Here is a 22,826-nt window from a genome sequence, read left to right as displayed (position 1 = left end):
AGCTGCATAAACTGTTCTCGCAGCGACCTTGGCGAGATTTTTTCAGACGTTGAGCGACGAATGGTCGAATATGCCCATCAAGATCAAAAGCCCCTCACCCTAGCCCTCTCCCAGAGGGAGAGGGGACTGACCGAGTCGGATGTGAGAGATGCTTGGACGTGAGGTACCGGGTCGTACGCAAACTTCAAAGCCAACGGAGATCGGCCCCCTCTCCTTCGGGAGAGGGCTGGGGTGAGGGGGGAATTCACCGCCTATGCAAAGCCGATCTCAAGCTCTTGACCACTCCCCACAAAAAAGCCCCGCTTGAAAAAGCGGGGCTCCGTGTTCCTGTCACCAGCGTGGACCGCCGTAATACCCATGCGGCCGACCGTAATACCCGCGAGGCGGACCGTAATAAACGGGAGCGGGCTGCACGTAAACCGGCTGCTGCACATACACCGGCGCCGGCTGGTAATAAACCGGTGGCGGCGGCTGTACATAAACCGGCTGTGGCTGAACATACACCGGTTGCTGCACATACACCGGGCGATCCTGATTGATCAGTGCCGAGCCGATGATGGCCGAGCCGACGATCGCGCCAAACACTGCAGGGCCTTGCCAGCCGTGGCCACCACCCGCTTCTGCCTGACCCGTGACCGCGAGCGCGCCGATCAACAAAGCCATGATGGGAAGTTTACGAATCATGATAAATCCTCGGTTCTTCGACCCGGCGGCAGGGCCTGCACCAGGCCCACAATTGTCGCGGGGATACAGCTGAGACAGTGAAATTGGCAAAATCAGCACAGCTGTTGGGTAAATTTTGTGTAAGGTCTGTAGCGGTTTCTTTACCGGGCTGAACGATCGCCGCGAAAGCCCTCTAAAACACGCCCCCATGATCGTTCAGAGCCCACGGGGCTGGCTAATCCCGTTTATCCGAAAGTGCGCTTGAAGGAGAAGTTTCATGCAGATGAACCCGAACAAAGACACCCAGCTGTGCATGTCCCTGTCGGGGCGGCCCGGGAATTTTGGTCTGCGTTTCCACAACCATCTGTATGAACAGTTGGGTCTGAATTTCTATTACAAGGCCTTCAGCAGCCGAGACCTGACCGGCGCCGTGAGCGGGATTCGCGCACTGGGCATTCGCGGTTGCGGCGTATCGATGCCGTTCAAGGAAGCCTGCATTGCGCTTGTCGACGAACTGGACGCGTCGGCAGCAGCGATCCAGTCGATCAACACCATCGTCAACACCAATGGCCATCTCAAGGCCTACAACACCGATTACATCGCCGTCGCCCAGTTGCTCCAGAGCCACGCCGTGCCCAAGGAATCGACCTTTGCCCTGCGCGGCAGCGGCGGGATGGCCAAAGCTGTGGCCAGTGCCTTGCGTGACGGCGGTTACAAAAACGGCCTGATCGTCGCCCGCAACGAGCGCGCCGGGCGTGCGCTGGCAGACTCGCTGGGTTACCGCTGGCAGGCAGAGTTGGGCGAGGAGCGCCCGCAGATGTTGATCAACGTGACGCCGGTGGGGATGGACGGCGGGCCGGAAGCGGGGCAACTGGCGTTTGAGCCTGAAGTCATCCAGGCTGCGCAGACGGTTTTCGATGTGGTGGCGATTCCCTCGGAAACACCGCTGATTGTGCGCGCTCGGGCGGAGGGCAAACGGGTCATCACCGGGCTTGAAGTGATCGCGATTCAGGCGTTGGAGCAGTTTGTTCTCTACACCGGCGTGCGCCCGAATGAAGCACAGTTTTCGGCGGCGGTGGCGTTTGCGCGTAGCTGATTTTTGTAGCGTTCAGGCGGGCCTCTTCGCGAGCAGGCTCGCTCCCACAGGTTGAGCGCATTTTTCCGCTGCAACCTGGTCAACCTGTGGGAGCCAGCCTGCTGGCGATGGCCGCGCTGCGGTTTCAAGCCAGACATCCTCGTCTATGCTGCCTGCGCGGCAAGCGCAGACTTGCCTCCACCACAAAAAAACAAAACCGAGGCTGCCCATGCATCCACCCATCCTCAATCTCGACGAGGTCGAACTCGCCCCCCTGCCCGAAGCCCTTGCCCCGCAAGGCGAAACCGCCGGGCGCTATCAGCAGCGCTTCGCCCGTATCGGCCAGCAACTGGGCGCGCAAAAACTCGGCTACCGCCTGTACGCCTTGCCGCCGGGCATGCGCGGCAGTCCGTTTCATAGTCATCGGGTCAATGAGGAAATGTTTTTCGTGGTGGCCGGGGAAGGCGAGGTGCGCCTGGGGGCTGAGCGTTTTCCGATCCGCAGTGGTGATGTGATCGCCTGTCCACCGGGTGGGCCGGAACAGGCGCATCAGATCATCAATACCAGTTCGGCCGAGTTGCGTTACCTGGCGATCAGCACGCAGCAGCAACCCGAAATCTGCGAATACCCCGATTCGAACAAATACGCGGTGATGGATAATTTCAGCGTCGATGCCGAGGGCAACCCGTCCGGTTTTGTTGCTGTGGCGCGGCAGGCGGATGGGGTGGATTACTGGGACGGTGAATAGCGTCTACATCTGAATACAACGCAAAACCTGTGGGAGCGAGCTTGCTCGCGAAGACGGAGTGTCAGACACCGATATGTTGTATGACACACCGCCTTCGCGAGCAAGCTCGCTCCCACATTCAATTTGTATGGATTATTCGAGGCGCGCCAGGCGTTCTTCCAGTGCGGCGATCCGTGCTTCGAGTTCTTCGATGCGCTCCACCGAAACGCCACTCACCGAGCGCTCCACAGGATTGTGCCGTGCGGCGATGATCGCCTCGATGTCCGCCGGATCGCCCAGCGCATGGGTGTAACGGTCTTCACGCTGCCCGGCCTGACGCGGGATCAGCACCGCCAGGCCCCGCGCAATCAGGCGCTCAAGCTGATGCACCACCTGTTCGGCGTCTTCGAATTCATGCATGCGGCCGCTGCGGGTCAGCAGCTCGTTGACGGTCTGCGGGCCGCGCAGAAACATCAGTCCGCTCAAGATCACCTGCGCCGGCACCAGCTCCAGCGCCTTGTCGACCTTGTGCTCCCAGCGATCGGCGCGACTGCCCATCACCAGCCTGGCAAAACCGCGACCTTCAAGGGCGCGCAGGCTTTGGCCGACCTGGCCCGGAGTCAGGTTCATCACCGGTTCGCGGCTGGTTTTCTGGTTGCAGGCCAGCACCAGCGCATTGAGGGTCAGCGGATAGCTTTCCGGGCTGGTCGCCTGTTTCTCGATCAGCGAGCCGAGGATGCGGATTTCCGTGGCGTTGAGCCGTGGCTGTTCGGAGCTGGATTCTGGTTCGGTGGTCATCGCGCGTTCCCTCTGCAGTCGAAGGCGCCTAGCCTAATCCTTGCCCAACAAAAGGCAAGCCGTGTGGTCATCAAGCATGGCTATAATCGCCTCCTTGTTCCACCCAGCCATCACACGAGACTGCCATGACCATTTCCCTGTACGCCGCATCCGTCCCGGTTTTTCAACAAATGCTCAACGCCCTGAGCGATGTGCTGAAAAAGGCTGAAGCCCACGCCAGCGAAAAAAACATCGACCCGAACGCCTTTCTGCAAGCGCGTCTGTACCCGGACATGTTCCCGCTGACGCGTCAGGTGCAGATCGCTGTCGACTTCGCCAAAGGCGTGTCGGCGCGTCTGGCCGAAGTCGAGCTGCCGAAGTACGACGACAGCGAAACCACCTTCGCCGAGCTGCAAGCCCTGATCGCCAAGGTTCTGGCCTTTATTGGCGAGATCAAGCCAGAGCAGATCGATGGCAAGGAAGGCATCGAAATCGTCACCCGCCCGGGCACCCCGAAAGAGAAGCGCTTCAGCGGCCAGTCGTATCTGCTGACTTACGGCCTGCCGCAGTTCTTCTTCCACGTCACCACCACGTATGCGCTGCTGCGTCATAACGGTGTGGAAGTGGGCAAGCGCGATTACATGGGCGCGTTCTAAATCGTAAAACAACCCTCACCCTAGCCCTCTCCCGGAGGGCGAGGGGACTGACCGAGTTGTTTGTTCGAGATACGCCGGCCCGATCCATCGAGTCGAACTCTAATTTCGAACAGCGCACAGATCAGCTCCCTTTCCCCCTCGCCCCCTTGGGGGAGAGGGTTGGGGTGAGGGGCATAAGATGTCAGCCACAAAAAAGCCCGCCAAGGTTCACACCGAGGCGGGCTATTTATTGTTGTGAATATCAGGCCGAACGCTGGGCCTTGGCTTCTTCACCCAGGCAAGCCGCTGCGGTGAACAGCACGTCAGTCGACGAGTTCAGCGCGGTTTCCGCCGAATCCTGCAATACGCCAATGATGAAGCCGACCGCCACCACCTGCATGGCGATTTCGCTCGGGATACCGAACAGGCTGCACGCCAGCGGAATCAACAGCAGCGAGCCACCGGCCACACCCGAGGCGCCGCAAGCGCAGATTGCCGCCACGACGCTGAGCAAAATTGCCGTCGGAATGTCCACGGCAATCCCCAACGTGTGCACCGCAGCCAGGGCCAGTACGGTGATGGTGATCGCCGCGCCGGCCATGTTGATGGTCGCGCCCAGCGGGATCGACACTGAGTAGGTGTCTTCATGCAGGCCAAGGCGCTTGCTCAGTTCCAGGTTGACCGGAATGTTCGCCGCCGAGCTGCGGGTGAAGAACGCGGTGATGCCGCTTTCGCGCAGGCATCGGAGGGTCAGCGGATAAGGATTGCGGCGCAGTTTCCAGAACACGATCAGCGGGTTCATCACCAGCGCCACAAACAGCATGCAACCGAGCAGTACCGCGAGCAGGTGTGCATAGCCGATCAATGCACCGAAGCCAGACGTGGCCAGCGTCGAAGCCACCAGGCCGAAAATCCCCAGCGGCGCGAAGCGAATGACCACGCGCACGATCACGGTGACGCCGTTGGACAGGTCGCCCAGCACTTCGCGGGTGGTGTCGCCAGCATGGCGGATCGCAATGCCCATGCCGATCGCCCAGGCCAGAATGCCGATGAAGTTGGCGTTCATCAGCGCGCTGACCGGGTTATCGACCACGCTCAACAGCAGGCTTTGCAGCACTTCGCCAATACCGCCCGGGGCGGTGACCGCGACGTTTTCGGTCGACAGCACAAGGTTGGACGGGAACGCCATGCTGGCAACCACGGCCACCACCGCCGCACTGAAAGTACCCAGCAGGTACAGGAACAGGATCGGCCGGATGTGAGTTTCCTGACCATGCTTGTGGTTGGCGATCGAGGCCATCACCAGGACGAACACCAGAATCGGCGCCACGGCTTTCAGCGCCGAGACAAACACCTTGCCGATGAACGCGGTGGACTTGGCCGCTTCCGGGGCAAGCAGCGCCAGGGCGATGCCGGCGATCAGGCCGATCACGATCTGGGTCACCAGGCTGAGTTTTTTCAAGCGTTGCAGGAGAGAAGGGGATGAGGCGGTCATGAACGGCATCTCTGTTTTTTATAGGGTGCGAGGTTGCGTGGGCAGGCACGAACCGAGTGTCGAATCGACATCAGCGCCAAAAACCGGCCGCTGAACGAGCTGTACGTTTTGCAGGACGCGGACTTTATCACAGCGTAGGCCTTATCCTTCAGGCATGTGACGATCTGCCACCCGTTTGATTGGCCAATCAGACAGGTTTATGCAAGTCAGGTCGGGGCACTCTCTGTTAAGCTGCGCCATCCTCATTTTCAAATTTCGCCAGCGGGCCTCAAGGCCATCGCTGGTGTCGTCGTTTTGCTGGAGTTGCGCATGCTGTTGCCTATTCTTCTGTTGTCCGCTGCCGGTTTCACGGTGCTGACCACGGAATTCGTCATCGTCGGCCTGTTGCCGGCGATTGCCCGCGATCTTGAAGTCACCATTCCCCAAGCCGGATTACTGGTGACGCTGTTCGCGTTTACCGTGGCGATGTTCGGGCCATTTTTGACTGCGTATTTCGCCCGCTTCGAGCGACGCAAGTTGTTCATCAGCATTCTGATCATGTTCGGTCTGGCCAATACCGTCGCGGCGTTGGCGCCGAACATCTGGGTCATGGCCGTTGCCCGATTGATCCCGGCGCTGGGGTTGCCGGTATTCTGGGCGCTGGCCAGCGAGACGGCGGTGGATATCGTCGGCCCGGACTTCGCTGGTCGCGCCATCGCCAAGATCGGTTTCGGGATTGTCTGCGCCACGGTGTTCGGCATCCCGGTCGGTACGCTGATCTCTGACGCCTTTGGCTGGCGCACGGCTTTTGCGATTCTCGCGGTGGTCGCGTTTGCCAAGGCTCTGCTGCTGTTCGTCTATCTGCCGAAAACCAGCCTGCATCAGCATCAAGTCAGCTTCCGTTCGCAATTCAAGATCCTGCGCAGCCCGCTGATGCTCGGCCATGTGCTGTTGTCGATCCTGGTGTTCAGCGGCATGTTCACCGCTTACACCTATCTGGCCGACATCCTTGAGCGGCTGGCCGGGTTCAACGGCACCGTGGTCGGCTGGTGCCTGATGGGCTTCGGTGCGGTCGGGCTGATCGGCAACTCGTTGGGCGGCCGTGCGGTGGACCGGCACCCGCTCGGCGCTTCGGTGCTGTTCTGCGCGTTCATGATCGCCGGCATGGTCTCGCTGGTGCCGAACATTCATTCACCGTTGGGCCTGGCAGTGGCGATGGCGATCTGGGGCGTGACTCAGGCAGCGTTGTTCCTGGTCAGCCACGTGCGCCTGATGAAGGCCGCACCGGAAGCGCCGGCCTTTGCCGCCTCGCTGAACATCGCCGGGGCCAATCTGGGCATCGGTCTGGGCGCGATGATCGGCGGTCGGGTCATCGACAGCGCGGGCCTCGGCTTCCTCGGTTTTGCCGCTGCCGGCTTCATCCTGCTGTCGGTGTTTCTCGCCATGGTCCTGATGACCTTGAAGCCGCGCGAAGCCTGCGCTTCATAAGGTAGTAAACAGCTCGCGTCGGGCACCCTCGGTAATCGCCACGATGCCGGGGTGCTTGACCTTGCGCTCCACTGAAATGGCATAGAACGACTCGGTCACCGCGTCGGTCTGGCCAATCAACACGACGCCGTACTGGCGCTTCACCTCATCGGCAATCACGCTCGGACCAATGAAAATTCCGCTGCCGGATTGGCCGAACGCCTGCATCAACGCACTGTCATCGAACTCGCCGACGATTTGCGGCTGGATCTGCTGTTCGGCAAACCAGCGCTGCAAACGGCTGCGCACCACGGTTTCCGCGCCGGGAATCAGCAGCGGTGCGCCGTGCAGGCTGCGCGGAAAATCCTGGCCGTAAGATGCAGCCAGTTCAGCGGTGGCAAAAAAACTGATCCCGCATTCACCGAGTTTCTGGCTGTAGCCCTTGATGTCGAGGTGCGAAGGCATCGGGCTGTCGGAAATCACCAGATCAAGACGCTGAATCGCCAGATCCGCCAGCAAGCGTTCGAGTTTGTCTTCGCGGCAGGTGATGCGCAGCGGTTCGCTCAATTCCATGGTCGGCGCGATCAAGCGATAAACGATGGATTTGGGCACCACGTCGGCGACCCCGACGCGAAAGAGGATCTGCTGTTCGTTGGGCTGCGCACGCAGCATCAACTCGAGTTCGCCGCCGAGCTGGAACATCTGCTCGGCGTAGGGCAGGGCCTGGCGCCCGGCTTCGGTGAGTTCCAGTTGCCGGCCGACGCGGCGAAACAATTCGATGCCGTAGGTCTGTTCGAGCAGGGAAATCTGCCCGCTGATGGTTTGCGGGGTCAGGTTCAGTTGCTCGCAGGCGCGCACAATGCTGCCAGTCTTGGCGACAACCCAGAAGTAATGCAGTTGACGGTAATTGAGCATGGCAGTCTTCAGTTCGTGAAAACCGAAGTATAGCCGCTAAAAATACGAATTTTCCTGAAGTGTTAGCCTCCCTAGAATGCCCAGCCATCGACGGCTGCTCTGCGTGCCGCTCTGGTTTATTCGAGGAATCATTATGAAATACACATTTCCTGCGCTGATGTTTGCGTCTTTACTGGTTCTGGCAGGCTGCGACCAGGCCGAAAAAAGCGCCCAGCAATTGATGGGCGCGGCGGCTGAAACCGCCAAGCAAGCGATCGACGACACCCATAAAGCCGCCGAGCAAGCGCTCAGCGATGCCACCGGTGGCTTGATTCAGAAAAAAGAAACACCGGAAAAAGAAACGGAAGAATCCGAATCTTCCTCCAAGACTATTTAACCCCGTCTTACACAGAGTCAGGACTGACCCATGGAATATCTGTTAGAACTCGCCGCCAGCCCCACCGCCTGGGTTGCTTTGGCCACACTGGTGGTAATGGAAATCGTGCTTGGCATCGATAACCTGATCTTTATTTCGATCCTGACCAACAAACTGCCTGAGCAACACCGGCAGAAGGCTCGCCGCATCGGTATCGGCATGGCGTTAATCCTGCGACTGGCGCTGTTGAGCACCATCGCGTTCATCGTGCAGTTGACCGAGCCTGTGATCGAGATTCTTGGTCAGGCGTTCTCCTGGAAAGACATGATCCTGATCGCCGGTGGCCTGTTCCTGGTGTGGAAAGCCACCACCGAGATCCATCACAGCATGGACCCGGCGCCGGAAGATCCGAAAACCGCGACCTCGACCGTGACCCTGGGCTTCGCCGCCGCGATCGGTCAGATCCTGATGCTCGACATGGTGTTCTCGATCGACAGCATCATTACCGCCGTCGGCATGACCGAACACTTGCCGATCATGATCATTGCGGTGGTGGTTTCGGTGCTGGTGATGCTGCTGGCGGCTGATCCGCTGGCCAAGTTCATCAACGACAACCCGACCGTGGTGATGTTGGCCCTGGGCTTCCTGATCATGATCGGCATGACCTTGATCGCCGAAGGTTTCGGCGCCCACGTACCGAAAGGTTATGTGTACGCGGCGATGGCGTTCTCGGCGGGTATCGAGGTGTTGAACATGATGTCGCGCCGGGCCAAGCAGAAGAAGGTTGCTCAGCAGGCGTAATTGCGGGCAGCGTCAAGACCGCTTGGGCTTTTGGGCTCAGGCGGTTTTTTTTTGCTTTGATATTGGTGGCGTGATGTAACGCCAGCCCCTCACCCCAGCCCTCTCCCGAGGGAGAGGGAGCCGATTTGGGGCTCTTCAAACTTTGCATTCGACTGAGGGCGTTCAGGTCGATTTAATTCGCACATACCACTCGGTCAGTCCCCTCTCCCTGTGGGAGAGGGCTAGGGTGAGGGTGCTCTTGATCTTAATGCGCTGTCACATGCCGCCCACGATGCTCCTCGCTTTTCTCAACAGGAGCACGCTGAACCGGATGGTGATGATGCCGCCGCGAAATCCGCAACACCCCCCACAACATGGCAGTCGCCACAGCCAGCCAGCCGGCAATCAACATCACGATAGTCATGGTCAGGCTCATCAGTGCCTCCTCTTCGCCCTGCAGCGGGCGCACACTTTTCAATTCGCTCTGTTTCACTGACAGTCTAGCCAATGGGGTGTTTCAGGCTATTGACCAAAGGTCGCTGGCGACCAATCAGTTCGCTCTATGCAATTGCCTGGTCTGCGGTTAAAGGCTATACCGCAGCCGGTCGCGGCCCTATGATCGCAGCGTTGCCGGAACACGAAGACCGGCGTCTGAAAAGAGAGTGATGATGGTCCAGCTATTTTCCCGAGTGCGAGCGGCGCTGCTCATTGCCAGTGCAGCGGCAATTTTGCACGGTTGCGCAGGCACTGTTGCGCCAGAGGTCAAGCGTCTGCCGGAGCGGGTCGAGTTGAGCGGCACGTTCTATCGCGGCGAAGCCAATCAGAGCGGGCCGCAGGTGTTGGCCAGTCTGTTGTCGCAGCAGGGCATCGTGATCACCCCGGGCCTGCTGGAAAAACCGTTGCACTTGCCGGGCGCTGAAGACAAGTTGCAGCGCAATATTGAAAATCTCGCCCGTGAATACGGCATGATGGTCTACCCGCTGGACAGTAATCTTCCAGCGCTGTTGACCCAGGTCGCCGCCGGTTATCCGGTGATGGTGCGCTTTAGCGAAGGTTCGGCATTCTGGGCCGAGCCGCGCTACGCAATTCTCTCCGGCTACGATCGCAACAAGCAGAACGTGCTATTGCGCGCCGGGATGAACCGTCGGCAACTGATGAGTTTCAGCGCTTTCGAGTCGGCGCTGGAAAAGTCCGGCGGCTGGGCCATTCTGATCCAGAAACCTGCGCAGATCCCCGCAGCTGTTGATCAGCAACGCTGGCTGAAAGCAGCCGATGCGCTGGCCCAGGCCGGTCAGGAAAACGAAGCAGCGCAGGCGCGCAAGGCGCTGGCGGCGCACTGAGCTCCGTTCGTCACTTGCCGGGCACCCCTGCGCCCCGCAAGCCTCCTATTATAGAGCCCGTGATTTTGCGGGCGCACCAGGAGGCGCACATGGCAGATTCATCCCCGAAAGGCCCACATTCTTCTGAACATTCCTCTGGCGAGGATCTGGGCTTCGATCCGGATTCGCCCGATCTCGATGATCCGCAAGTCGATCCGGTCGGCCCCGCGAAGGCTCCGCTGGATGAAAAACCCGACGATGAGCAGCGCAAGCCCGGCAAAGCCTACGACCCGTTGGGCGGTCTGAAACCCTGAGCGAGGTGCGTATGAGTACCGATTCAAGCTTCGATGACCAGAAACCGGACAGCGTGCCGACCACGCCCGAGTCAGACGTCGACCCGGTGCTCGATCCGCAGAGCCCGATGCGTGACCCGTTGGCGCGGCCGAATGTCCTGACCCCCGAGCCGTCCCGCGATCCAGCTGCGGGCGATGGCATCCCCGATGACGACAAGATGCCGCTGCCCAACGATTGATCCGGCAGACGAAAAAAAGCCCCGAAGATTCGGGGCTTTTTCCTGCGCGTACAAACTACTTGGACGCTTCGACCACGCCGCTCTGGCGCGACTTGAGGTTTTTCTGCGCCTTGTACTGCTGAGCCACCGCCGGCACTGCCGCGCTGCGACCGGTCTCCATCCAGCTGCGAATGCGGCTGGCGTCGGCAAAGTGCGTGTACTTGCCAAACGCGTCGAGAATCACCAGTGCCACCGGGCGGTTGGCCATCCGGGTGACCAGCACCAGGCAATGACCGGCTGGATTGGTGAAGCCGGTCTTGGTGATCATGATGTCCCAGTCAGCCTTGTTGACCAGATGATCAGTGTTGCGAAATCCCAGGGTGTAATTGGGTTTGCGGAAGGCGACGGTTTTTTCCTTGGTGGTGGTTAATTCGCTCAGCAGCGGATATTTGTGTGCAGCAACCAGCAATTTGCTCAGGTCGCGCGCGGTGGAGACGTTGCGCTCGGACAGGCCCGTCGGCTCGACGAAATGTGTGCTGGTCATGCCCAGCATCTTGGCCTTGGCGTTCATTGCCGCGATGAACGCGGCGTAGCCACCCGGATAGTGGTGGGCGAGGCTCGCCGCTGCGCGGTTTTCCGAGGACATCAAGGCAATCAGCAGCATCTCGCGCCGCGGCAGCTCGCTCTTGAGTTTGACTCGGGAGAACACCCCCTTCATTTCCGGGGTGTTGCTGATGTCGACATTGATCCATTCGTCCATGTTCTGCCGCGCTTCAACCACCACCAGTCCGGTCATCAACTTGCTGACGGAGGCAATCGGCACGATCACGTCAGGGTTGCTGGAGTAGATGACTTTGTTGGTCTGCATGTCCATGAGCAGGGCGCTGCCGGAGGCGATCTTCAGGGTCGAGGCATCGCGTGGGGCAGCGGTGGTTTCCGCAGCGTTGATCGTTGGCGTGATGAATGTGCCTGTGAATGCAAAAAACAGGCTCAGGATCGAAAGACGAATTTTCACGCGGGCGAACTCATAAGGTTGGATATTCCGTTAGTTTGTAACGGGTTATTTCTTCAAAGGGTCGCATTCTAGGAGTATGGCTGAAGATCTGTCGATGGTTGTTTGAGCGACCTGAAAATCTCGTGAAAAGGCCTGTAAAAAGAGGGGTTTCCGGCGAACGGTTACAGTTTTTTCTCAAACAATAAAAAACCCGCACAAGGCGGGTTTTTTCAATGCTGAAAGTGGCACTCAGGCATGCAGGGTTTCTGCCGCGTAAAGCGTGTTTTCCAGCAGGCAGGCACGGGTCATCGGGCCGACGCCGCCGGGCACCGGAGTGATCCAGCCGGCGCGGGGCAGGGCGGTTTCGTAGACAACGTCACCGACCAGTTTGCCGTCGTCCTGACGGTTGATGCCGACGTCGATCACAATCGCGCCTTCCTTGACCCACTCGCCCTTGACCAGGCCCGGCTTGCCGGCGGCCACGACCACCAGATCGGCGCGGCCGACGTGGCCGGCCAGGTCCTTGGTGAAGCGGTGAGTTACGGTGACGGTGCAGCCGGCCAGCAACAGCTCCATCGCCATTGGACGGCCTACGATGTTGGACGCGCCAACGACCACGGCGTCCATCCCGTACAGATCGGCGCCGGTGCTTTCCAGCAGGGTCATGATGCCCTTGGGCGTGCACGGACGCAGCAGCGGGATGCGCTGGGCCAGGCGACCGACGTTATACGGGTGGAAACCGTCGACGTCTTTGTCCGGGCGGATGCGCTCCAGCAGTTTCGACGCGTCGAGATGCTCGGGCAGTGGTAGCTGCAGCAGGATGCCGTCGATAGCCGGGTCGTCGTTGAGGCGATCGATCAGATCGGTCAGCGCGACTTGCGTGGTTTCGGCGGGCAGGTCGTAGGCTTGAGAGAGGAAGCCAACCTCTTCACAGTCTTTACGCTTGTGCGAGACATAAACCTGAGAGGCAGGATCGCTGCCGACCAGGATCACCGCGAGGCCGGGAGTGCGCAGGCCTTGCTGGCGACGCTCGGCAACTCGTTGGGCGATCTGCTGGCGCAGGCTGGCGGCGATCGATTTGCCGTCGATTAGTTGTGCAGTCATTGCGCGTGATTAACCATCGAGAGGGGAAAAAATGAGAGCGCATTCTCGCATGTCGAGCGGTGAGGGCAAAGGCGCTTGGTCAGTAAATTCCTCTAACTCCTTTAATTAAATGAATTTTTTTCAAAAAGGATTTGACGACCTTCAGAGCCCTCTATACTATTCGTCGCACTTGTCGGGCACAGCCTAGCACTGGTTAAGAAGGTGAAGCGGAATCGAGGTTCTGCGACGCTGGAAAGCACTTAGTTTGTAGTCCTTTAAGAGTACAGATTAATAAGGCGCCCGTAGCTCAGCTGGATAGAGCATCCGCCTTCTAAGCGGATGGTCGCAGGTTCGAGTCCTGCCGGGTGCGCCATTAGGCAGCATTGGCACAAGTAGCGCGATATGGTGGGCGTAGCTCAGTTGGTAGAGCACGGGATTGTGACTCCCGTTGTCGTGGGTTCGATCCCCATCGTCCACCCCATATTTCGAAAGGCGCCAGATGTAACAGTCTGGCGCCTTTGCTTTAAAAGCTTCATCCGCGGATGTGGTGGAATTGGTAGACACACTGGATTTAGGTTCCAGCGCCGCGAGGCGTAAGAGTTCGAGTCTCTTCATCCGCACCAATCAAAGCTTCATTCAGCTCTTCGGACGGGTGAGGTTCAACAAAGAAGTTGTTTGGCTTTTTTGTTACGCAATATGGTGGGCGTAGCTCAGTTGGTAGAGCACGGGATTGTGACTCCCGTTGTCGTGGGTTCGATCCCCATCGTCCACCCCATATTTCGAAAGGCGCCAGATTTAACAGTCTGGCGCCTTTTTTGTTTTAGCGCTTTTGAAGTCCGGCATGACCGGTTTCGAGGTGCAAGGGCAGGGCGCTTCGTCGTAATCATGTTGCTCGATGATGCCGCGCTGCCTGGCGTACTTGCTCGCAAGTGCGGCCGTCAGGGAGTGACTGGCGCTCTCTTCTATATATAGAAGCGGTTGCTGCAGAGCCCTGGCGTGATGGTTTGTATTCGTCTGTGGAGCGCGCTGCTTTGATGTATCGCTCCGAATAAACTGCCTGCTGTTTTTTTACCCGTTTTCCGTAGGGTGACTTCTTGAGTTTGACCCACTAGAATGCATGCCCTTGATTCTGGGGTCGGAAACGGCCGGCTAACGTCTGTGCAACGAGGAATATCCATGCAAGTTTCTGTTGAAAATACTACTGCTCTCGAGCGCCGCATGAGCGTCACCGTGCCGGCTGAGCGCATCGAGACTCAGGTCAACAAGCGTCTGCAGCAGACTGCCCAAAAGGCCAAGATTGCTGGCTTCCGTCCAGGCAAAGTGCCAATGAGCGAAATCAAGCGCCGTTTCGGTGCCGATGCTCGCCAGGAAGCGGTAGGCGACGTGATCCAGTCGTCGTTCTACGAAGCTGTGGTTGAGCAGAAGCTGAACCCGGCTGGTTCGCCGTCGATCGAGCCAAAATCGCTCGAAGCCGGCAAAGACCTGGAATACGTTGCTGTATTCGAAGTGTTCCCTGAGTTCACCGTTGCCGGTTTCGAAGGCATCACCGTTGAGCGTCTGAGCGCTGACGTGTCCGACGCTGACCTGGACAAGATGCTCGACATCCTGCGCAAGCAGAACACCCGTTTTGAAGTAGCCGATCGCGCTGCGCAGAACGAAGACCAGTTGAACATCGATTTCGTTGGCAAGGTTGACGGCGAAGTGTTCGCTGGCGGTTCCGCCAAGGGCACTCAGCTGGTACTGGGCTCCGGCCGCATGATTCCAGGCTTCGAAGAAGGCCTGGTCGGCGCCAAGGCCGGTGAAGAGCGCGTTCTGAACCTGACCTTCCCAGAGGACTATCAGAACCTCGACCTGGCGGGTAAAACCGCTGAGTTCACCGTTACCGTGAACACTGTGTCCGAGCCTAAGCTGCCTGAGCTGAACGAAGAGTTCTTCGCGCAATTCGGCATCAAGGAAAGCGGCATCGACGGTTTCCGCACTGAAGTTCGCAAGAACATGGAGCGTGAGCTGCGTCAGGCAATCAAGTCCAAAGTAAAAAATCAGGTGATGGACGGTCTGCTGGCCACCAACCCGATCGAAGTACCGAAGGCGCTGCTGTCCAACGAAGTTGATCGTCTGCGCGTGCAGGCTGTTCAACAATTCGGTGGCAACATCAAGCCTGACCAACTGCCGGCCGAACTGTTCGAAGAGCAAGCCAAGCGCCGTGTCGTACTGGGTCTGATCGTTGCTGAAGTGGTCAAGCAGTTCGACCTCAAGCCTGACGAAGCCCGCGTTCGCGAGATGATTCAGGAAATGGCTTCGGCTTACCAGGAGCCTGAGCAGGTCGTGTCGTGGTACTACAAAAACGAGCAGCAACTGAACGAAGTGCGTTCGGTTGTGCTGGAAGAACAAGTTGTGGATACTGTTCTGCAGAAAGCTAGCGTGACCGACAAATCGGTCTCTTACGAAGAAGCGGTCAAACCGGTAGAAGCTCCAGCAGCCGACTGATTGTTTTTGCGTTAGAAGTACACACATAAGCCAGCCTTCGAGCTGGCTTATGCGTATTCAAGACATAACTATTTGGGAGTGACTGCAGAGCATGTTCCGTAATTCGTATATTCAGCAGAACTCTGATATCCAGGCCGCCGGCGGCCTGGTCCCGATGGTTGTCGAGCAATCTGCTCGTGGCGAACGCGCCTATGACATCTACTCGCGCCTGCTCAAGGAGCGAGTGATCTTTCTGGTGGGTCCTGTAGAGGACTACATGGCCAACCTGATCTGTGCGCAACTGCTGTTCCTTGAAGCGGAAAACCCGGACAAGGACATCCATCTCTATATCAACTCCCCTGGCGGTTCGGTGACTGCAGGCATGTCGATCTACGACACCATGCAGTTCATCAAACCCAACGTATCGACCACTTGCATCGGTCAGGCATGCAGCATGGGCGCGTTCCTGCTTACCGCAGGTGCTCCGGGCAAGCGTTTCTGCCTGCCGAACTCGCGCGTGATGATTCACCAGCCACTGGGCGGTTTCCAGGGCCAGGCGTCGGACATCGAAATCCACGCCAAGGAAATCCTCTTCATCCGCGAGCGCCTGAACACGCTGATGGCCAAGCACAGCGGCCGTACTCTGGAAGAAATCGAGCGCGACACCAATCGCGACAATTTCATGAGTGCAGAAGCGGCGAAGGAATATGGCCTGATCGACGAAGTGATCAACCAGCGCCCAGCTTAAAATAAGCAACGCATAGAGGCCTGGTCGGCACGTCCGATCAGCAGCGGGCTTGAAAAAGCCCGCAATAGCCTTCATCTTGTGTTGCAAGCCTATCGGATTTGGATCGAACGAATGACTGACACCCGCAACGGCGAGGACAACGGCAAGCTGCTCTATTGCTCCTTCTGTGGCAAAAGCCAGCATGAAGTGCGCAAATTGATTGCCGGCCCCTCGGTCTTTATCTGCGACGAGTGCGTCGACCTGTGCAATGACATCATCCGCGAGGAGGTGCAGGAAGCCCAGGCCGAGAGCAGCGCGCATAAATTGCCTTCGCCTAAAGAAATCAGCGGCATCCTTGACCAGTACGTCATTGGTCAGGAGCGTGCGAAAAAGGTTCTGGCCGTAGCGGTGTACAACCACTACAAGCGTCTGAACCAGCGTGACAAGAAGGCTGACGACGTCGAACTCGGCAAGAGCAACATCCTGCTGATCGGCCCGACAGGCTCCGGTAAAACCCTGCTGGCCGAAACTCTGGCCCGCTTGCTGAACGTTCCGTTCACCATCGCTGACGCAACCACCCTCACCGAGGCGGGTTATGTGGGCGAAGATGTCGAGAACATCATTCAGAAGCTGCTGCAGAAGTGCGATTACGACGTGGAGAAGGCCCAGATGGGCATTGTCTACATCGATGAAATCGACAAGATTTCGCGCAAGTCCGACAACCCGTCGATCACCCGCGATGTATCCGGTGAAGGCGTGCAGCAGGCCTTGCTCAAGTTGATCGAAGGCACGGTCGCTTCGGTACCGCCGCAAGGTGGCCGCAAGCATCCGCAGCAGGAATTCCTGCAGGTCGACACCCGTAACATCCTGTTCATCTGCGGTGGTGCGTTCTCTGGTCTGGAAAAGGTTATTCAAAACCGTTCCACCAAGGGCGGCATCGGTTTCAACGCAGAAGTGCGCAGCAAGGAAGAAGGCAAGAAAGTCGGTGAATCCCTGCGTGAAGTCGAGCCTGACGATCTGGTCAAGTTCGGTCTGATCCCGGAATTCGTCGGTCGTCTGCCGGTTCTTGCAACGTTGGACGAACTCGATGAGGCTGCTTTGATGCAGATTCTCACCGAGCCGAAAAATGCTCTGACCAAACAGTATGCCAAGCTGTTCGAGATGGAAGGTGTGGATCTGGAATTCCGTTCCGACGCACTGAAATCGGTTGCCAAGCGTGCCCTGGAACGTAAAACCGGTGCCCGTGGTCTGCGCTCGATTCTCGAAGGTGTACTGCTCGACACGATGTACGAAATCCCCTCGCAGTCCGAGGTGAGCAAAGTCGTGATCGATGAAAGCGTGATCGAAGGCAAGTCCAAGCCACTGTATATCTATGAGAACAGTGAGCCGACTGCCAAGGCAGCGCCGGACGCGTAAGCGTCCACCCTGTCGCAGTAAAGAAGGGGCCCTCGGGCCTCTTTTTTTTTATCTGGTTTTTTACAGCCGCTTTGCGCTTGTTTTTTTTCAAGGCAGCCCCCATCTTGGTTTCAAGTTCAATTCCATCTGATTACGGCCCTATGGCCGCCGTAGAGGCGAAATCATGAAGACAACCATCGAATTGCCTCTCTTGCCATTGCGTGATGTCGTGGTTTATCCGCACATGGTTATCCCGCTGTTCGTGGGGCGCGAGAAATCCATCGAAGCCCTCGAGGCCGCGATGACGGGCGACAAGCAGATCCTGCTGCTGGCCCAGAGAAACCCGGCTGACGACGATCCCGGTGAAGATGCTCTCTATCGCGTAGGTACTGTTGCCACGGTTCTGCAACTGCTCAAGCTGCCTGACGGCACCGTCAAGGTGCTGGTGGAAGGTGAGCAGCGCGGTACGGTCGAGCGCTTCAGTGAAGTCGACGGCCATTGCCGTGCCGAAGTCTCGCTGATCGACGAAGTTGACGCGGCCGAGCGTGAATCAGAAGTGTTCGTGCGCACATTGCTGTCGCAGTTTGAACAATACGTCCAGCTGGGCAAAAAGGTCCCGGCTGAAGTCCTGTCGTCGCTAAACAGCATCGATGAGCCGGGGCGTCTGGTTGACACCATGGCCGCGCACATGGCGCTGAAAATCGAGCAGAAGCAGGAAATCCTCGAAATCGTCGACCTGTCGGCCCGTGTCGAACACGTGCTGGCGCTGCTGGATGCCGAAATTGATCTGCTGCAGGTCGAAAAACGCATCCGCGGCCGAGTCAAGAAGCAGATGGAGCGCAGTCAGCGCGAGTACTACCTGAACGAGCAGATGAAGGCTATTCAGAAAGAGCTCGGCGACAGCGACGAAGGCCACAACGAAATCGAAGACCTGAAAAAGCGTATCGACGCTGCCGGTCTGCCGAAAGACGCGTTGGCCAAGGCTACCGCCGAACTGAACAAGCTCAAGCAGATGTCGCCGATGTCCGCCGAAGCCACCGTGGTGCGTTCGTACATCGACTGGCTGGTGCAAGTGCCGTGGAAGGCGCAAAGCAAGGTGCGTCTGGACCTGGCGCGGGCTGAAGACATCCTCGATGCCGATCACTACGGTCTGGAAGAGGTTAAGGAACGCATCCTCGAGTACCTCGCCGTACAGAAACGCGTGAAGAAAATCCGTGGCCCGGTGTTGTGCCTGGTCGGCCCTCCGGGCGTGGGTAAAACCTCGCTGGCAGAGTCGATTGCACATGCCACCAATCGCAAATTCGTGCGCATGGCCCTCGGTGGCGTGCGTGATGAAGCGGAAATCCGTGGTCATCGCCGCACCTACATCGGTTCGATGCCAGGAAGATTGATTCAAAAGATGACAAAAGTGGGTGTGCGCAACCCGCTGTTCCTGCTCGATGAAATCGATAAAATGGGCAGCGACATGCGTGGCGACCCGGCGTCGGCGTTGCTGGAAGTGCTCGATCCGGAGCAGAACCACAACTTCAATGACCACTATCTGGAAGTCGATTACGACCTTTCCGATGTGATGTTCCTGTGCACCTCGAACTCGATGAACATTCCGCCGGCACTGCTGGACCGGATGGAAGTCATCCGTCTGCCGGGCTACACCGAAGACGAAAAGATCAACATTGCCGTCAAATACCTCTCGCCAAAACAGATCGCCGCCAACGGTTTGAAAAAGGGTGAACTGGAGTTCGATGCCGAAGCGATCCGCGACATCATTCGTTATTACACCCGTGAGGCCGGTGTGCGTGGCCTCGAGCGCCAGATCGCCAAGGTCTGCCGCAAGGCTGTGAAAGAGCACGCGATGGAAAAACGCTTCTCGGTGAAAGTGACAGCCGATCTGCTCGAGCACTTCCTTGGCGTGCGCAAGTTCCGCTACGGTCTGGCCGAGCAGCAGGATCAGGTGGGTCAGGTGACCGGCCTTGCCTGGACTCAGGTTGGTGGCGAATTGCTGACCATTGAAGCCGCGGTGATTCCCGGTAAAGGGCAACTGATCAAGACCGGTTCGCTTGGCGATGTTATGGTCGAATCGATCACTGCCGCGCAGACTGTGGTGCGCAGTCGCGCCAAGAGTCTGGGCATTCCGCTGGACTTCCACGAGAAGCGCGACACGCACATTCACATGCCTGAAGGCGCCACGCCGAAGGACGGTCCGAGCGCTGGTGTCGGTATGTGCACCGCGCTGGTTTCGGCATTGACCGGCATTCCGGTGCGCGCCGATGTCGCCATGACCGGTGAGATCACGCTACGTGGTCAAGTGCTGGCCATTGGTGGTCTGAAGGAAAAACTGCTCGCGGCTCACCGCGGCGGAATCAAGATTGTGATTATTCCAGAAGAGAACGTGCGCGATCTGAAGGAGATTCCTGACAATATCAAGCAGGATCTGCAGATTAAACCGGTTAAATGGATTGACGAGGTCCTGCAAATTGCGCTGCAATACGCGCCGGAGCCCTTGCCGGATGTGGCTCCGGAGATAGTTGCCAAGGACGAAAAACGAGAGTCTGACTCTAAGGAAAGAATTAGCACGCATTAATAGGCTTTTGCCTGGGTGGCTTCCTTGACAGTTTTTTAGAGCCCTTGTTATAAAGCGGCTCTTAAGTGTCTGTAGGCCATTCAGCACTCGTTTTTGCTTTCACCAAAAAAACTTAGAATCATCTCAAAATAGATATAAGGGGACTTAGAGTGAACAAGTCGGAACTGATTGATGCTATCGCTGCATCCGCTGATATCCCGAAAGCTGCTGCTGGCCGTGCGCTGGACGCTGTAATCGAATCCGTCACTGGCGCTCTGAAGGCTGGCGACTCCGTTGTTCTGGTTGGTTTCGGTACTTTCTCCGTGACGGACCGTCCGGCGCGTACCGGTCGTAACCCACAGACCGGCAAGACTCTGGAAATCCCGGCTGCCAAGAAGCCAGGTTTCAAAGCCGGTAAAGCACTGAAAGAAGCGGTTAACTGAGTTTCAGGTTTTTACCCATCCGGGTCGGGGTCAAGCCTGACTTGGCAGCGGAGCGGTAGAGCAGGCCACTGAGAAAGTCGCCTGTAACGCCGGGATCGAGGGTTCGAGCCCTGTCCGCTCCGCCAGTTACGAGAAGGCGCATCCTCGGATGCGCCTTTCTTCTATCCGGATTCTACCCACGCTCCACGGTTGCCTAAATATTGAAGTTCAACCGTTTCTGGGGGACGCATGCTGCAGAATATCAGGGACAATTCACAAGGCTGGATTGCCAAGACCATTATCGGAGTCATCGTTGCACTGATGGCTTTGACCGGTTTCGATGCCATTTTCCAGGCCACGACTCACAAGAATGAGGCGGCCAAGGTCAACGGCGAAGAAATCAGCCAGAACGAGCTGAGCCAGGCCGTTGACATGCAACGCCGTCAGCTGATGCAACAGTTGGGCAAAGACTTCGATGCTTCCTTGCTCGATGAAAAAATGCTCCGCGAATCGGCCCTCAAGGGTCTGATCGATCGCAAGCTGCTGTTGCAGGGTGCCGAACAGGCCAAATTCGCTTTCTCCGAAGGTGCGCTGGATCAAGTGATCCTGCAGACCCCTGAATTCCAGGTGGACGGCAAGTTCAGCTCCGAGCGTTTCGACCAGGTGATCCGTCAACTGGGTTACAGCCGTATGCAGTTCCGCCAGATGCTGGCTCAGGAAATGCTGATCGGCCAACTGCGCGCCGGTGTCGCTGGCAGTGGTTTCGTGACCGATGCCGAAGTGCTGGCATTCGCCCGTCTGGAAAAACAGACCCGTGATTTCGCCACGCTCAACGTCAAGGCTGACCCGGCAGCGGTGAAGCTCACCGACGACGAGGTCAAGGCTTACTACGATGAGCACGCCAAAGAGTTCATGACCCCGGATCAGGTGATCATCGATTACGTCGAGCTGAAGAAGGCTTCGTTCTTCGACCAGGTCGCCGTCAAGGATGAAGACTTGCAGGCCGCGTATCAGAAAGAAATCGCCAACCTGTCGGAACAGCGACGTGCGGCGCACATCCTGATCGAAGTGAACGACAAGACCACCGAAGCTCAGGCCAAGGCGAAGATCGAAGAGGTCCAGGCGCGTCTGGCCAAGGGCGAGAAGTTCGAAGCGCTGGCCAAAGAGTTCTCGCAGGATCCGGGTTCGGCCAACAATGGCGGTGACTTGGGTTACGCAGGCCCTGGTGTTTACGATCCAGCGTTCGAAAAAGCCCTGTACTCGCTGGGCAAAGATCAAGTCTCCGAGCCGGTTCGCACCGATTTCGGTTACCACCTGATCAAGTTGCTGGGTGTCGAAGCGCCTGAAGTGCCGACTCTGGCCAGCCTGAAAGACAAGCTGACCCGCGAGCTGAAAGCCGCACAGGTCGAGCAGCGTTTCGTTGAAGCGACCAAGCAACTGGAAGATTCGGCGTTCGAAGCATCCGATCTGGCGCAGCCTGCGGCGGATCTGAAGCTGACCGTGCGCACCTCCAAGCCGTTCGGCCGTGAAGGTGGCGAAGGTGTTGCGGCCAACCGTGCCGTGGTCACCGCTGCATTCAGCCCTGAAGTGATTGATGAAGGTGCCAACAGCACTGCCATCGAGCTGGATCCGGAAACCGTAATCGTGCTGCGCGCCAAGGAACATCTGAAGCCTGCGCAGTTGCCGCTGGAAAGCGTGAATGCGGCGATCCGCACTCAATTGACCAAAGAGCATGCCAGTGCCGCTGCCAAGACCCGTGCCGAGAAGCTGACTGCTGATCTGCGCGATGGCAAGGCACCTCTGGACAAGGCGATTGACGGGCAGAGCTGGAAAGTCACCGAAGCGGCTACCCGTGGTCAGGAAGGTGTTGATCCAGCGGTGTTGCAGGCGGTGTTCCGCATGCCGAAGCCGGCCGCCAAGGACAAGCCGACGTTCAGCAGCGTGACGCTGCCGGACGGTAGCCTGATGCTTGTGCGCTTGAACGGTGTTAACGAAGCGGCTGCGCCGACCGATGAAGAGAAGGCGCAGTACCGGCGGTTCCTGGCTTCCCGCGAGGGGCAGCAGGATTTCGCGGCGTATCGCAAGCAGTTGGAGAGCCAGGCGGATATCGAGCGGTTCTGATTGCTGACTGGAGACATGGGAGCCCCGGCCTGATTTAGGTTGGGGCTTTTTTTTTGGCCGTGGCGGCCTGTGGGCCGACCAGGCTTTGGTTGGATTGGGTGTATATCCGTTGCTGCGGTAGCGGCTGCTTAAGGTTCCGCCCTTACGGCGGGTCACCTTTTCCAGACGCCGAAAAGGTAACCGAAAAGGCTTGCTCCTACGTACGGCCCTCGCGGGCTCGGGTCCCTTCGCTGCGGGATCGATCCGGGCGCAGCGGCTACGGTTTGCTTCGCTGCACCTACTTCCGCTGTGTACGACTTCGTCGTACGGTCGCTGCGCTCCCACGCCCGGATCAATCCCTCCACTCAGCCTTCCGATGTC

The 22,826-nt window shown here is 58.2% G+C and carries 22 protein-coding genes and 4 tRNA genes; 19 read left to right on the top strand and 7 right to left on the bottom strand.

Annotation, left to right across the window (positions count from 1 at the left end):
• Positions 1-330: 330 nt before the first annotated feature.
• Positions 331-684 (bottom strand): hypothetical protein, encoded by a 354-nt coding sequence (locus tag V6F91_RS25770; RefSeq protein WP_332769417.1) that lies wholly within the window; start codon positions 682-684, stop codon positions 331-333.
• 256 nt (positions 685-940) lie between these two features.
• Between V6F91_RS25770 and V6F91_RS25765 the strand changes: the two genes are divergently transcribed.
• Both V6F91_RS25765 and V6F91_RS25760 read left to right on the top strand, forming a co-directional pair.
• Positions 941-1,759: a shikimate 5-dehydrogenase gene (locus V6F91_RS25765; protein ID WP_332769415.1), complete on the top strand. Its 819-nt coding sequence runs from the start codon at positions 941-943 to the stop codon at positions 1,757-1,759.
• Positions 1,760-1,967: 208 nt separating this feature from the next.
• Positions 1,968-2,486, top strand: coding sequence for a cupin domain-containing protein (locus V6F91_RS25760; RefSeq protein WP_332769413.1), 519 nt, complete (start codon positions 1,968-1,970; stop codon positions 2,484-2,486).
• A 132-nt stretch (positions 2,487-2,618) separates the two neighbouring features.
• Here the strand turns inward: V6F91_RS25760 and V6F91_RS25755 are convergent, their stop codons facing one another.
• On the bottom strand, positions 2,619-3,263 hold the full coding sequence (locus V6F91_RS25755) for a YceH family protein (RefSeq protein WP_332769412.1): 645 nt from the start codon (positions 3,261-3,263) through the stop codon (positions 2,619-2,621).
• 125 nt (positions 3,264-3,388) lie between these two features.
• Here V6F91_RS25755 and V6F91_RS25750 point away from each other — a divergent pair, with 125 nt between their 5' ends.
• Positions 3,389-3,898, top strand: coding sequence for a DUF1993 domain-containing protein (locus tag V6F91_RS25750; RefSeq protein ID WP_208940558.1), 510 nt, complete (start codon positions 3,389-3,391; stop codon positions 3,896-3,898).
• A gap of 241 nt (positions 3,899-4,139) precedes the next feature.
• On the opposite strand, the gene sstT is transcribed toward V6F91_RS25750, so the two are convergent.
• Positions 4,140-5,372, bottom strand: coding sequence for a serine/threonine transporter SstT (gene sstT / locus V6F91_RS25745; protein WP_332769409.1), 1,233 nt, complete (start codon positions 5,370-5,372; stop codon positions 4,140-4,142).
• 309 nt (positions 5,373-5,681) lie between these two features.
• Between sstT and V6F91_RS25740 the strand changes: the two genes are divergently transcribed.
• Positions 5,682-6,839, top strand: coding sequence for an MFS transporter (locus V6F91_RS25740; protein WP_093100186.1), 1,158 nt, complete (start codon positions 5,682-5,684; stop codon positions 6,837-6,839).
• On the opposite strand, the gene nhaR is transcribed toward V6F91_RS25740, so the two are convergent.
• Positions 6,834-7,733 carry a transcriptional activator NhaR gene (nhaR, locus tag V6F91_RS25735; RefSeq protein WP_332769402.1) on the bottom strand — a complete coding sequence of 300 codons (900 nt, stop codon included), beginning with the start codon at positions 7,731-7,733 and terminating at the stop codon, positions 6,834-6,836. The genes V6F91_RS25740 and nhaR overlap by 6 nt on opposite strands.
• Positions 7,734-7,866: 133 nt before the next feature.
• Between nhaR and V6F91_RS25730 the strand changes: the two genes are divergently transcribed.
• Positions 7,867-8,109, top strand: a complete 243-nt coding sequence (locus tag V6F91_RS25730; protein WP_090284505.1) for a hypothetical protein — start codon at positions 7,867-7,869, stop codon at positions 8,107-8,109.
• Positions 8,110-8,139: 30 nt separating this feature from the next.
• Complete coding sequence (locus V6F91_RS25725) at positions 8,140-8,889, top strand: TerC family protein (RefSeq protein ID WP_203418679.1); 750 nt, start codon at positions 8,140-8,142, stop codon at positions 8,887-8,889.
• A 244-nt stretch (positions 8,890-9,133) separates the two neighbouring features.
• Here the strand turns inward: V6F91_RS25725 and V6F91_RS25720 are convergent, their stop codons facing one another.
• Positions 9,134-9,304, bottom strand: a complete 171-nt coding sequence (locus tag V6F91_RS25720) for a hypothetical protein (protein WP_332769397.1) — start codon at positions 9,302-9,304, stop codon at positions 9,134-9,136.
• A 232-nt stretch (positions 9,305-9,536) separates the two neighbouring features.
• Here V6F91_RS25720 and V6F91_RS25715 point away from each other — a divergent pair, with 232 nt between their 5' ends.
• The 3 genes from V6F91_RS25715 to V6F91_RS25705 all read left to right on the top strand — a co-directional run bounded on the left by V6F91_RS25715 (position 9,537) and on the right by V6F91_RS25705 (position 10,719).
• Positions 9,537-10,208: a peptidase C39 family protein gene (locus V6F91_RS25715; protein ID WP_332769395.1), complete on the top strand. Its 672-nt coding sequence runs from the start codon at positions 9,537-9,539 to the stop codon at positions 10,206-10,208.
• A gap of 89 nt (positions 10,209-10,297) precedes the next feature.
• A complete protein-coding gene (locus tag V6F91_RS25710) occupies positions 10,298-10,501 on the top strand; it encodes a DUF6021 family protein (protein ID WP_332769393.1) in 204 nt (67 codons plus the stop codon).
• An 11-nt stretch (positions 10,502-10,512) separates the two neighbouring features.
• Positions 10,513-10,719: a hypothetical protein gene (locus V6F91_RS25705; protein WP_332769391.1), complete on the top strand. Its 207-nt coding sequence runs from the start codon at positions 10,513-10,515 to the stop codon at positions 10,717-10,719.
• Between the two features lie 55 nt (positions 10,720-10,774).
• Here V6F91_RS25705 and pbpG read toward each other — a convergent pair whose 3' ends face one another.
• Positions 10,775-11,713, bottom strand: a complete 939-nt coding sequence (pbpG, locus tag V6F91_RS25700) for a D-alanyl-D-alanine endopeptidase (protein ID WP_332769389.1) — start codon at positions 11,711-11,713, stop codon at positions 10,775-10,777.
• Positions 11,714-11,941: 228 nt separating this feature from the next.
• Positions 11,942-12,796, bottom strand: a complete 855-nt coding sequence (gene folD / locus V6F91_RS25695; RefSeq protein WP_332769388.1) for a bifunctional methylenetetrahydrofolate dehydrogenase/methenyltetrahydrofolate cyclohydrolase FolD — start codon at positions 12,794-12,796, stop codon at positions 11,942-11,944.
• A 275-nt stretch (positions 12,797-13,071) separates the two neighbouring features.
• On the opposite strand from folD, the gene V6F91_RS25690 reads away from it, so the two are divergent.
• The 10 genes from V6F91_RS25690 to V6F91_RS25645 all read left to right on the top strand — a co-directional run bounded on the left by V6F91_RS25690 (position 13,072) and on the right by V6F91_RS25645 (position 22,466).
• Positions 13,072-13,148, top strand: a tRNA-Arg gene (locus V6F91_RS25690).
• Positions 13,149-13,180: 32 nt separating this feature from the next.
• A tRNA-His gene (locus tag V6F91_RS25685) sits at positions 13,181-13,256 on the top strand.
• A gap of 57 nt (positions 13,257-13,313) precedes the next feature.
• A tRNA-Leu gene (locus V6F91_RS25680) sits at positions 13,314-13,398 on the top strand.
• A 76-nt stretch (positions 13,399-13,474) separates the two neighbouring features.
• Positions 13,475-13,550, top strand: a tRNA-His gene (locus V6F91_RS25675).
• Positions 13,551-13,951: 401 nt separating this feature from the next.
• The gene (gene tig, locus V6F91_RS25670) at positions 13,952-15,262 is read left to right on the top strand and encodes a trigger factor (RefSeq protein WP_093100444.1); all 1,311 of its coding nucleotides are present in this window, start codon (positions 13,952-13,954) and stop codon (positions 15,260-15,262) included.
• Positions 15,263-15,353: 91 nt separating this feature from the next.
• Positions 15,354-15,989, top strand: coding sequence for an ATP-dependent Clp endopeptidase proteolytic subunit ClpP (gene clpP, locus V6F91_RS25665; protein ID WP_007951559.1), 636 nt, complete (start codon positions 15,354-15,356; stop codon positions 15,987-15,989).
• Positions 15,990-16,100: 111 nt separating this feature from the next.
• Complete coding sequence (clpX, locus tag V6F91_RS25660; RefSeq protein ID WP_016775335.1) at positions 16,101-17,384, top strand: ATP-dependent Clp protease ATP-binding subunit ClpX; 1,284 nt, start codon at positions 16,101-16,103, stop codon at positions 17,382-17,384.
• Positions 17,385-17,547: 163 nt separating this feature from the next.
• Positions 17,548-19,944, top strand: coding sequence for an endopeptidase La (gene lon, locus V6F91_RS25655; protein ID WP_090284491.1), 2,397 nt, complete (start codon positions 17,548-17,550; stop codon positions 19,942-19,944).
• A 149-nt stretch (positions 19,945-20,093) separates the two neighbouring features.
• A complete protein-coding gene (locus V6F91_RS25650) occupies positions 20,094-20,366 on the top strand; it encodes an HU family DNA-binding protein (protein ID WP_003183171.1) in 273 nt (90 codons plus the stop codon).
• A gap of 228 nt (positions 20,367-20,594) precedes the next feature.
• Entirely contained in the window at positions 20,595-22,466 is a 1,872-nt protein-coding gene (locus V6F91_RS25645; RefSeq protein ID WP_332769383.1) for a SurA N-terminal domain-containing protein, read from the top strand.
• Positions 22,467-22,826: the final 360 nt, after the last annotated feature.

Source organism: Pseudomonas koreensis (assembly GCF_036668835.1).
In the GTDB taxonomy this organism is placed as follows: domain Bacteria; phylum Pseudomonadota; class Gammaproteobacteria; order Pseudomonadales; family Pseudomonadaceae; genus Aquipseudomonas; species Aquipseudomonas koreensis_I.
This window is presented reverse-complemented; position numbering and strand designations above follow the sequence as displayed.

What these genes read in the sequence shown, in the direction of transcription:
- V6F91_RS25740 (WP_093100186.1), top strand. Translation starts at nt 5,682, where the DNA reads ATGCTGTTGCCTATTCTTCTGTTGTCCGCTGCCGGTTTCACGGTGCTG.
- clpX (WP_016775335.1), top strand. Translation starts at nt 16,101, where the DNA reads ATGACTGACACCCGCAACGGCGAGGACAACGGCAAGCTGCTCTATTGC.
- V6F91_RS25725 (WP_203418679.1), top strand. Translation starts at nt 8,140, where the DNA reads ATGGAATATCTGTTAGAACTCGCCGCCAGCCCCACCGCCTGGGTTGCT.
- sstT (WP_332769409.1), bottom strand. Translation starts at nt 5,372, where the DNA reads ATGACCGCCTCATCCCCTTCTCTCCTGCAACGCTTGAAAAAACTCAGC.
- lon (WP_090284491.1), top strand. Translation starts at nt 17,548, where the DNA reads ATGAAGACAACCATCGAATTGCCTCTCTTGCCATTGCGTGATGTCGTG.
- V6F91_RS25750 (WP_208940558.1), top strand. Translation starts at nt 3,389, where the DNA reads ATGACCATTTCCCTGTACGCCGCATCCGTCCCGGTTTTTCAACAAATG.
- V6F91_RS25770 (WP_332769417.1), bottom strand. Translation starts at nt 684, where the DNA reads ATGATTCGTAAACTTCCCATCATGGCTTTGTTGATCGGCGCGCTCGCG.
- V6F91_RS25705 (WP_332769391.1), top strand. Translation starts at nt 10,513, where the DNA reads ATGAGTACCGATTCAAGCTTCGATGACCAGAAACCGGACAGCGTGCCG.
- V6F91_RS25645 (WP_332769383.1), top strand. Translation starts at nt 20,595, where the DNA reads ATGCTGCAGAATATCAGGGACAATTCACAAGGCTGGATTGCCAAGACC.
- V6F91_RS25730 (WP_090284505.1), top strand. Translation starts at nt 7,867, where the DNA reads ATGAAATACACATTTCCTGCGCTGATGTTTGCGTCTTTACTGGTTCTG.
- V6F91_RS25755 (WP_332769412.1), bottom strand. Translation starts at nt 3,263, where the DNA reads ATGACCACCGAACCAGAATCCAGCTCCGAACAGCCACGGCTCAACGCC.
- V6F91_RS25760 (WP_332769413.1), top strand. Translation starts at nt 1,968, where the DNA reads ATGCATCCACCCATCCTCAATCTCGACGAGGTCGAACTCGCCCCCCTG.
- V6F91_RS25765 (WP_332769415.1), top strand. Translation starts at nt 941, where the DNA reads ATGCAGATGAACCCGAACAAAGACACCCAGCTGTGCATGTCCCTGTCG.
- clpP (WP_007951559.1), top strand. Translation starts at nt 15,354, where the DNA reads ATGTTCCGTAATTCGTATATTCAGCAGAACTCTGATATCCAGGCCGCC.
- V6F91_RS25720 (WP_332769397.1), bottom strand. Translation starts at nt 9,304, where the DNA reads ATGAGCCTGACCATGACTATCGTGATGTTGATTGCCGGCTGGCTGGCT.
- V6F91_RS25710 (WP_332769393.1), top strand. Translation starts at nt 10,298, where the DNA reads ATGGCAGATTCATCCCCGAAAGGCCCACATTCTTCTGAACATTCCTCT.
- nhaR (WP_332769402.1), bottom strand. Translation starts at nt 7,733, where the DNA reads ATGCTCAATTACCGTCAACTGCATTACTTCTGGGTTGTCGCCAAGACT.
- folD (WP_332769388.1), bottom strand. Translation starts at nt 12,796, where the DNA reads ATGACTGCACAACTAATCGACGGCAAATCGATCGCCGCCAGCCTGCGC.
- tig (WP_093100444.1), top strand. Translation starts at nt 13,952, where the DNA reads ATGCAAGTTTCTGTTGAAAATACTACTGCTCTCGAGCGCCGCATGAGC.
- V6F91_RS25715 (WP_332769395.1), top strand. Translation starts at nt 9,537, where the DNA reads ATGGTCCAGCTATTTTCCCGAGTGCGAGCGGCGCTGCTCATTGCCAGT.